A 9348-nucleotide genomic window follows, 5' to 3' on the forward strand; every position below is an offset into this window, starting at 1 on the left:
AATGTAAGCGTCAATTCCTCCGACACGCAGAATTTCGGCCAGATGGGACGGATTTTGGAAGAATGCGGTTCTGGAGCCCGATACGGTGAACACCGTTGGGCTCCGGTAGGGGCCTCTGATGCCTAATCGCGCCACTATCCTCAGATTGAATACCCGTCTCGACCCGTCCTGCAGTTAATGGATTCTCCGATGACACAGTTCTCACCTGTGCTTCCAGTAGTCGATCAGCATCACCTTGATCGACAGCTCTATCCGCATGGGGTTGCCTTCATGGATGGGCAATACCTGCCGATGTCCGAGGCCAAGATCTCAGTGCTAGATTGGGGGTTCCTGCATTCGGACGCGACTTACGATACTGCACACGTCTGGAATGGTAGGTTCTTCCGATTGGATCTACATCTCGACCGTTTCTTGGGCGGCGTTGAACGTCTGCGAATGAAGCTGCCGTATGATCGCGAGGAGATCATATCAATTCTGAACGGTTGCGTCGCGCTATCTGGCCACAGATCCGCGTATGTCGAAATGATCTGTACCCGCGGCTCATCGCCGACATTCAGCCGCGATCCCCGCCAAGCGGAGAACCGCTTTATCGCGTTTGCCGTTCCTTTCGGCTCTGTAGCCAACAAGGAGCAGCTGGAAAGAGGCTTGCACGTCGCGATCAGCGAGACGGTCCGCATCCCGCCCAAGTCGGTCGATCCCGCAATCAAGAATTATCATTGGCTCGACCTTGTGAAGGGTCTATTCGACGCCTACGAAGCCGGAGCAGAGACAGCGCTGATCCTAGATACGAACGGGCACATTGCGGAGGGGCCTGGCTTCAACGTTTTCATTGTAAAAGGCAGGTCCTTGAAGACACCTGCTTTCGGTGTGTTGCCGGGCATCACACGGCGGACTGTATTTGATCTTTGTGCCGAGATTGGGCTCTCGGTCACTCCTGGTAACGTGGAGCGTGACGAAATTAGAGACGCAGACGAGGTGTTCATCACCTCGACCGCAGGCGGCATTATGCCGGTGACGCGGATCGACGCTGCCACGATTGCTACCGGATATGTCGGGCCCATCACCCGGCATCTCATGGATCTCTATTGGCAAAAACACGAAGATCCGTCATGGTCCAGTGGGATTATCTATCCCTGATGGAAATTTAGACATGCGGCCGGTTGATTTGCGAGTCGTCCGTGAAGAACCGGTGCGGCGCCCGGCTCAAGCGATGTTTTGAGCCGGGACGGTTTCGACGAACGTGCGGATGACACGCAAAAGCTCTGCCAGCCATCGCAGAAGCAGGCCGAAGTTGTAGCCGGCAGCGGCAAGGACGGCGTTGATGCGGTCGCCGCGGCGTCCCTTGAGATAGTTGCGGTCCATGCGGTGTTCGGCCTTGACGTGGCCGATGACGGGCTCGACAGCCGCGCGACGCTTCATCTCGCGACGGATGCAAGCCGTGACGCGGCGGACCTGCCCCGAGATCCAGACCCTGAACCTATGCGGGTGGTTGTGACCGCGATACCCTTTGTCGACGTGGATGCGGCGAGCCTCCACGCCGGTGAGCTTCTCCATGTCGGCAATTACAGGGCCGAGCGTGTGCCCGTCGAAGGGATTGCCGTGCAGTGCCTTGGCATGGAGCACGAACTGTCCGCCCTTCGGGGACGTCACGGGGGTAGCGATACTGACCTTGCAGCCGAACTCGTAAGGCGCGCGGGCCTTGCCCTTGCCGATGCACTCGACCTCCGGGGCATGTAACGCATAGACCTTCGGACCGCGATGATGCTGATCCTGGCTACGCACCCGCTGCGCTAAACCGAGCAGCGGGCCAAAGCGAGCTTCCAGAACCGCATCGCCACCGATCTTGCGGCGGATGTCGCGGATGATCCGGCCAAGCCGTGTCCGCAGGAACTTGAGCTGGCGCCCGGCGCGTTTGAACTGATGAGCATGGGTATAGCGGCCGACCATGATGGCGGCGCGCTTGGCCAGGCGCAAATAGCTCTGGCGCAGCGCCACGCGGTTATGCTTGGCGAGCCCGACGAGCTTGGTGATGGCCCGATGCATCAGTCGCGCGTCGGTCGGATGCGCAACCGCCTTGGGCTGCACCGTGGTATCGACCACCACGCGCTCCAGGTCCTTCGGGCCGATGGCGCCAGTCTTGTGCGCCACCGACAGGCTTTCCTGGATCAGCGCGACGAGTTGCTCCTCGCCGAGCCGCTGCCGCCAGCGCGTCATCGACGATCGATCGAACGGCAGCCGGTGGCAGAAGCTCAACTCGCCGCAGAAGTATTGGTAGTAGGGGTTCTCGATCCAGCGGGCGCACAGCACCTCATCCGAGAGATTGTGCATGTGCTTCAGAATGAACAGGCCGCTGACAAGCCGCGTCGGCAAGCCAGGCTGTCCCGGACCGGTTTGGCACACCGAACCAAAGCGGTCATCCAGAAATTTCCAGTCGATCAACGCCGCCAACCGCACCAGCGGGTGGCCCATGTCGATGATTTGATCGAGCGCCGGAAGTAACAGGTCTTTCTGGCGATCATCCCGCGGTTTGCTCATCGCCGTCCCCAATGCCGATGACCCACCGTCAGGGAATCACGAATCGTTCGAAAGCAAAATCCCAAAACGCAACAAAGCGCGCCACAACACCCGGCTTTCCTGCAAAATCGAATACTTTATTGAGGCAACTTCTACCCGTCTCCCAGGCCCATCTGCATTCTTCACGGACGACTTGCGAGTGCCTGCGTGACGAATAGCAGATTGCCTCACCTCCGTCCGGAGGCCCTCGGGCGAGCCTAGCTTCCTGAACACTACTGTCCGGATCGGCCAAGCAGCAAGGCTGCTGCGGCTCTCGTACAAGTAGTTTCGAAACGTTGACGGTGCGCCCCATTGTGGGGCGCACTCCGTTGATGGTGTGCTTGAAAAGGCTTGCCGACTTTTCGACAAATGACCAGATCCTATTCGAACCGCGCTTCGATGCGAACGCCGGCCTGTTCGAGGACTTACCCGATGCAGATGATGCGATGATCAGGGACGTCACGAGAGTGGCCGCCAAACGAATTACAGGGGCCGGATACCCTCAGCGTCGGGATACATAGCAAGAAGGTGAGCTACCTACCGCACCCATCCAACCGTTCGTGGATCTTGCTTCGTGGTACCCCTGATTGAGCGCTTTGGTCAAAAAGCCTGTATTGCGGGTCTAAGGCTGATGCGCAAGGAGTGCGCCTCAATCAGGAGAGCTACGAACTGACCGGGCCACCACGCCAGCGCGGAAGGTCTTGCGTCCCCAAAGCAACATCAAGTGCATACTGCGCCAGTAATCGCGTCGAATCCAGTGTCGGAAGCGGAGACTGCTCAGGCGTAATAAGCAAGGGGATTTCGGTACAGCCAAGGACAACTGCATCGCAGCTCATTGCCTTAAGGTCTTCGATGATTCTGATGTGCTGTTTACGGGCTTCATCAGTGAAGACGCCCTTGCACAGTTCGGCGAAAATAACATCGTTGACGTACCGTTGATCCACTTGGTTCGGAGCTAAAGCGGCCACTCCTTTCACCCGCGCGGCATCGAAATACATCGACTTTGCCATTGTCCACTTCGTCCCCAGTATTCCGAGCTTCTTATAGCCGTGTCGAACCGCTTCCGTTGTGACGACATCAGCTATATGTAACCCTGGTAGGGCCAAATCCGGACCGGGTAACTCGAGAGCGAGGTGAGCGGTGTTGTCGGGGCAGGCGAAAAAATCGCATCCCGCTGACCTTAGACGTTCAACGGACTTCGCCAGCGTTGCGCGTATTGGCGCAAGATTCTCAAGCTCCCAGTTTGGCATACTCACCCCCATCGATATTATGTCCATCGTTATGTCGGGGTGCATGTGATCCCCAAGTCTTGACGAGCCGGCGTGGCAAAGCGCCAGATAGCAGAGTGAGGACCCCTCTGCGCTGTGTGAAAGAATTCCAACGTGTTTCATAAGATTTGCGCCTAGCCTTTTTATCGAGCGGTATGGCCACGGGGACCTTAATCCACCATAGGAGCGCCTCGGCGCAGTTTATGATCGTTTTCGGACGCTTCGACCTCGATATCTTGCATTAATCTCGACTTAGGCGCCGGCCCCAGCCGACATTCTAACCAACGCCGGCATCCGATAAGTGGCGGGGCTTCTCCTCGAAAGCCGACGTCATGTTCGGTGCTGATCGTTCTGTCGAGTTCATGCAACCCCGCGCCCCAGCGGATAAGCCACGTCGATTAGGGAGTAGCTGGACCCCATTTACTTATCGCGTCGATCGAGGAGAATAAGGCCCGTCGTTGGTTCTAGGCGTCCGCGCCTTGCCGGAACCTGACCGATCCAACGGCATCGGTGAAATCTGCCCATTGAGGCGAGTGCGGTGGCGATTTGACAGAATTTCGGCGTCGCGGGGGGGCAGTTCGAAGAAATTCTGCACTCAGCCTTGGTACGCTTTAATAATTAATGCCGCGATGGAGCGCATACAATTAGGAGGGGAAGAATGGGCTTTGTCATCGATCGCAGGCGTCTTATGCAGGCGGGATCGTCCGCTCTCGCGGCAGGTGCATTGGGTGCTTTCCAAGATAGAGCTCGCGCCGAGTCAAACGAGCTTACAGTTATATGTGACGGTGGCGATCTGGCTAAGGCTAATATTGCAGCATATTGCAAGCCATTCGAAGCTGCGACTGGGATCAAGGTGAATGCGATCACAGATCAGGTGAGCATGGCCGATATCGAGCTAATGGTGAGCACGAATTCCGTGTCAATCGACGTGTTCGGTACGAATCAAAACTCACATCGAGTTTTACGTGAGAAGGGTTTGCTCGAGGAGATAGATTATTCAATCTTTAAGAAGGAGGAGCTTGATGAGATAGTCGGCTTTACCAAGCACAAGTATGGTGTCGGTGCTACCATCTTCTCCTACGTCATGGTTCTAAGCACTGAGAAATACCCGCCTGGGAAGCCTCGGCCGGTGACGTGGGCCGACGTCTGGGACGTCAAAAAATTCCCGGGCGTGCGGAGCTTCATCTCCGGCCAGCTCGGAGCGGAAGGCTTATGGGAGGAAGCTCTGCTAGCTGACGGGGTGCCGGCCAATGCAGTATACCCAATGGACATTGACCGTGTGTTCGCGAGCCTCGACAAGATCAAGCCGCACGTTCGTAAATGGTGGGCGAATGGCTCCGAAGTTTACCAGATGATGAAGGAGAAAGGGGCTGATATAGTTAACTCGTATGACAACCGGGCCCGTATCGCGATCGCTGAGGGGGCGCCATACGAGATCAACCACGGCCAGAGTAAACTGAGTTGGACTCTATGGGCCATCCCTAAGGGTAGCCCCAAGGTACGGCTTGCTCAGAAGTTCATCGAGTTTGCTACACGTGCCGAACGTCAAGCCGCATTCATCAAAATGTTCCCTCTCGGCACGTCTAATCTGAACGTGTTCAAGCTCATCCCGGACGCTCTCGGGCGCTCTTTAGCAAGTCATCCGGATTACATTGCCAAAAGCATCCCGATGAACGCGGACTGGTACGGGCAGAAGGGCGCGGACGGTGTGACCAACGCTGAGCGTCTTCGTGACCGTTGGAAAGAATGGGTTCTCCTCTAACGCGCTTCGATTCCATGCGGCGGGGCTGTCAGCGTGAAGTGCCGAATGCGCGTGCAGTTGTGGCGCTCGTTCGAAACTGAGATATGCTGCGCATGCCGCTCACGCTGTGATGTATGGCTGCCATCGGCGTCACTCCTAAGGGTAAGGATCTTGAACATTCGCATGGGTATTTCAGGCTCGTTCGCGGCCGACGGCGAAACGAAGACCAAGTCGGTCCCCGCGCAGATCGAGTTTCGCAACGTGACAAAAATGTACGGACAGATCGCGGCGGTGCGCGAACTGTCATTGGTTGTTCATCGTGGCGAGTTTGTAACCGTCTTGGGTCCGAGCGGGTCGGGAAAGACGACCACGCTTATGCTGCTTGCGGGATTCGAGGCGCCGAACTCGGGCGAGATTTTCATTGGCGGCAATTCTGTCGCTGCGGTCCCCTCGTATCGACGCGATCAAGGCATAGTTTTTCAAAGCTACGCGCTTTTCCCACACCTTACTGTGCGCAGGAATCTTGAATTTCCGCTTGAAATGCGGGGCATGAAAGCGAATGAACGGGCTGCGCGAGTCGAACAAATACTCCGACGAGTGCATCTGAGCGACTACGGCGATCGAATGCCGTTCCAGTTAAGCGGAGGTCAGCAGCAGCGCGTCGCGTTGGCGCGCGGCCTGATCGCCGATCCCCCGATTCTGCTTCTGGATGAGCCGCTTGGTGCGCTCGACCGAAATCTTCGCGAACAGATGCAAGGAGAAATAAAGGGGCTTCATAAGGAATTTGGCACCACAACGGTATGTGTGACCCACGACCAGGAAGAAGCTCTTACGCTTTCAGACCGCATTGTCGTTATGCGGGGCGGCATGATCGAACAAACCGACACGCCGGAGGCGCTTTACGATCGACCGGCGACAAAGTTTGTCGCAAATTTCCTTGGGGAGGCCAATATCCTTGACGAGACCAATTTTCCCCTCGAAGCCAATGGGCAGCCGCCTGAAGGCACAGTGGCGATGATCCGTCCCGAACGCGTCCGCCTCTTAGGTCGCGCGATCCCGGCCCGAGTGGATGCCGTCCAGCGACAGACCGTCAAGGTCGTCGTCGAGGAGATGATCTATGCCGGGCCTCTGCGCAAGTATCGCGTACGCATCGGTAACCAAGTCTTAGTTCTGCGAGAACATGTCGCCGCCGGGCAGGAAACATTTGAGCGTGGCGACGAAGTGCACCTTGATTGGCTGCACTCAGATATGCGGTATGTGAGAGTATGACGCGCCTGGAGCAGTGGATGTTGATCATTCGGAGACTAACTCAGCAACCGATTGTATTGGCGTTGCCGGCACTCCTGATCCTGGCTGCTGTATTCGGTGCGCCGATTGTTCAGCTCTTTTTCAAGAGCTTTAATCTACCCTCATTCTCTCTGGTCAACTATCAGGCTTTCTTTTTTCAGCCCGCGAATGTTCGCGTTCTCTACCAGACCGTCGAGATGAGCTTGACCGCAACCGGCATTTGTCTCCTGCTCGGTTACCCAACGGCCTACCTGATTTCAACAGCCAGAACCAGTGTGCGCGTAGTTCTAATTGTGCTGGTTGTAATTCCTTATCTGACGAGCAGTTTGGCTCGAACGTATGCCTGGATCGTAATATTGGGCGATCACGGCTTAATAAACAACTTCCTGATAGATAACGGTTTTATTTCGGATCCCCTTCCGTTGATCTACAATCGTTTCGCGGTGTACCTGGGAATGGTGTACATCATGTTGCCAGTCATGATTCTGCCCATGGTCAGCGTGATGGTGGGCATTGATCGCTCATTGATGGCGGCCGCCCAAAGCATGGGTGCCTCGTCATTTACGTCATTCTGGCGGGTATTCTTTCCCCTAAGCCTCCCCGGTGTGCGGAGTGGTTGTCTGCTCGTTTTCGTCCTCTGTTTGGGCTTTTACATTACGCCAGCAGCTCTCGGTGGATTGCGCGACACGATGCTCTCGAATTTCATCTACGCGGAGGTATCGACTTCCTTCAACATTCCGCGCGTCGCCGCCTCTGCGTTTATCCTTTTGGCTGTCGCCTTCGCCATGCTCTGGATTGTGGGGCTTGATCTTTCGGGGAGCCACGGTCTTCCTGGCCAGAGCCCGAAAGATGAGCGGGGTAGAGCTGCCGCCTTGATTGGAAGGCTTCTACGTTCGCTGAGCGAGTACCTGATCTCGCATCGTTCGAAACGTTGGAAGAGCCGGCGGTTTCGGCCTGAGCGAAGCGGCCGGATGCCAGAAGTCGCTGGCGCAATGTTTCTTGCGTCGATGATATCCTTCCTCGTAATACCTGGAATCATTATTGTCGTAATGTCATTCAGCGATGCAAATTACTTTCAATTCCCGCCGGCCGCGCTTTCACTGAGGTGGTATTATCAATTTTTTGGCGATCCGTCTTGGGATGGCGCACTACTGGCTAGCTTCCAGATTGGCGTTGCTGTTACCGCGATTGCCACTGTTGCCGGGACGCTAGCGGCTTATGGTTTGGCGCGCGCGCATTCCACCGTAAGGGCGGCGATCACGATGTTCATGCTTATGCCGATAACTTTGCCGGCAATTGTTGTGGGTATCGCTACCTACCTTGGACTCCTTAACTTCGGATTGCTTGGTTCGAAGCTTGGCATCATCTTGGCTCACAGTATCGGCGGTGTTGCATATGCGATGGTCATCGTCTCCGCGACGCTCGCTAACTTCGATCGGCGTCTCGAACGGGCGGCCATGAGCATGATGGCAGGGCCATTTCGAACTTTCCGGAGGATAAGCTTGCCGTTGATTTTGCCCGGCGTGCTTGGTGGAGCGGTTTTCGCGTTCATCCACTCATTCGACGAGGTCGTGATCACCTCGTTAGTCAGCGGACTTTCTATTCGCACACTCCCTCTCAAAATGTGGGAAAACATCCGCCATCAGATCGATCCTACAGTGGCAGCCGCCTCATCGCTTTTGATTGTTCTCGCGATGATCTGGCTGGTTGCCATTTATGCGGCGTGGTGGCGCACAACGTCGAGAACCCAGCGGATCGCGGCAGAAGCTCAGAACTGACTTGGGCCGACCCTCCAAGTCAGGTTGCCCACCTTGTTGATTCTGTCTTAACTCTGGCCGTTGTTCTCTTGAACTGTCACAACTCTGAAATCCGAGTCTCAGGTCAATAACAGTGAGCGAAGCCGTCGTCCTCAGGTCACGGCTTTGAGCCTTGACGGTAGACAGAAGAGAGGAAGTTGACCGATTTCCGGTGGGTATGTTCGTTGACCCGGTTTAGGACATCGGCCAGATACAAGGTTTGCTGGGTCCGACGGCGGCGCCGAGCATTGGGCCATCGTGTCGCTTACACACCGCGTAAGCCAAACGAAGTCGATCCGCTCGCCTGGTTTTTCCGGTGAGGATGATCTGCGGATGGAGCGCTCTACCATCTTGTCGAACTCGGTGCGACCATCATCGATGAAGGCGTAAATGTCCTCCGAACGCGACAACGCATAGCTGCGACACTTGGCGATAGTGTCGAGTTCGCGGGCGACATGTTCGCCCGAGATCGAACCGTCGACGACCGTGGCCAGGCACTCTCGGCTCAAGTCGTTTCAATGGACGCACAGGATCGGGACGCGACGTCCATCGTCAGCGTGTCGAGACGAAGTCGAGGCTCCAACGCCGGTCGGCATCCTGCGGTATCGCCACCGGCGCCCTCGTGCTGAGCGTCCTCTTGCGGCCGCCGCGCTTGTGCACCGTCGGCCGTTCTTCGCGATCGAGCCGGTGGAGCTTTTTCAAC

Annotated in this window: 6 protein-coding genes and 1 pseudogene; 4 read left to right on the forward strand and 3 right to left on the reverse strand. The window is 56.4% G+C overall.

Features of this window, described 5'->3' with window-relative positions; translation table 11 throughout:
• Window positions 1–189 precede the first annotated feature (189 nt).
• Complete coding sequence (locus H8A95_RS39330; RefSeq protein ID WP_229187935.1) at window positions 190–1137, forward strand: aminotransferase class IV; 948 nt, start codon at window positions 190–192, stop codon at window positions 1135–1137.
• A gap of 66 nt (window positions 1138–1203) precedes the next feature.
• Here H8A95_RS39330 and H8A95_RS39335 read toward each other — a convergent pair whose 3' ends face one another.
• Window positions 1204–2535: an IS5 family transposase gene (locus H8A95_RS39335; protein WP_229187939.1), complete on the reverse strand. Its 1332-nt coding sequence runs from the start codon at window positions 2533–2535 to the stop codon at window positions 1204–1206.
• A 680-nt stretch (window positions 2536–3215) separates the two neighbouring features.
• Window positions 3216–3944 (reverse strand): aspartate/glutamate racemase family protein, encoded by a 729-nt coding sequence (locus H8A95_RS39340; protein ID WP_338028060.1) that lies wholly within the window; start codon window positions 3942–3944, stop codon window positions 3216–3218.
• Between the two features lie 535 nt (window positions 3945–4479).
• Here H8A95_RS39340 and H8A95_RS39345 point away from each other — a divergent pair.
• From H8A95_RS39345 to H8A95_RS39355, 3 genes are all read left to right on the forward strand, one after another.
• Window positions 4480–5583 carry an ABC transporter substrate-binding protein gene (locus tag H8A95_RS39345; protein WP_229187937.1) on the forward strand — a complete coding sequence of 368 codons (1104 nt, stop codon included), beginning with the start codon at window positions 4480–4482 and terminating at the stop codon, window positions 5581–5583.
• A gap of 162 nt (window positions 5584–5745) precedes the next feature.
• Complete coding sequence (locus H8A95_RS39350; protein WP_229187940.1) at window positions 5746–6831, forward strand: ABC transporter ATP-binding protein; 1086 nt, start codon at window positions 5746–5748, stop codon at window positions 6829–6831.
• Window positions 6832–6848: 17 nt separating this feature from the next.
• Window positions 6849–8627 carry an ABC transporter permease subunit gene (locus tag H8A95_RS39355; RefSeq protein WP_229187938.1) on the forward strand — a complete coding sequence of 593 codons (1779 nt, stop codon included), beginning with the start codon at window positions 6849–6851 and terminating at the stop codon, window positions 8625–8627.
• Window positions 8628–9058: 431 nt separating this feature from the next.
• Here the strand turns inward: H8A95_RS39355 and H8A95_RS39360 are convergent.
• Window positions 9059–9348, reverse strand: a pseudogene (locus H8A95_RS39360) (IS3 family transposase); the annotation flags it as partial.

The organism is Bradyrhizobium oropedii, from assembly GCF_020889685.1.
GTDB classification, from domain to species: domain Bacteria; phylum Pseudomonadota; class Alphaproteobacteria; order Rhizobiales; family Xanthobacteraceae; genus Bradyrhizobium; species Bradyrhizobium oropedii.

Coding starts and splice junctions, on each gene's coding strand:
- H8A95_RS39330 (WP_229187935.1), top strand. CDS start 190: ATGACACAGTTCTCACCTGTGCTTCCAGTAGTCGATCAGCATCACCTT.
- H8A95_RS39335 (WP_229187939.1), bottom strand. CDS start 2,535: ATGAGCAAACCGCGGGATGATCGCCAGAAAGACCTGTTACTTCCGGCG.
- H8A95_RS39340 (WP_338028060.1), bottom strand. CDS start 3,944: ATGAAACACGTTGGAATTCTTTCACACAGCGCAGAGGGGTCCTCACTC.
- H8A95_RS39345 (WP_229187937.1), top strand. CDS start 4,480: ATGGGCTTTGTCATCGATCGCAGGCGTCTTATGCAGGCGGGATCGTCC.
- H8A95_RS39350 (WP_229187940.1), top strand. CDS start 5,746: ATGGGTATTTCAGGCTCGTTCGCGGCCGACGGCGAAACGAAGACCAAG.
- H8A95_RS39355 (WP_229187938.1), top strand. CDS start 6,849: ATGTTGATCATTCGGAGACTAACTCAGCAACCGATTGTATTGGCGTTG.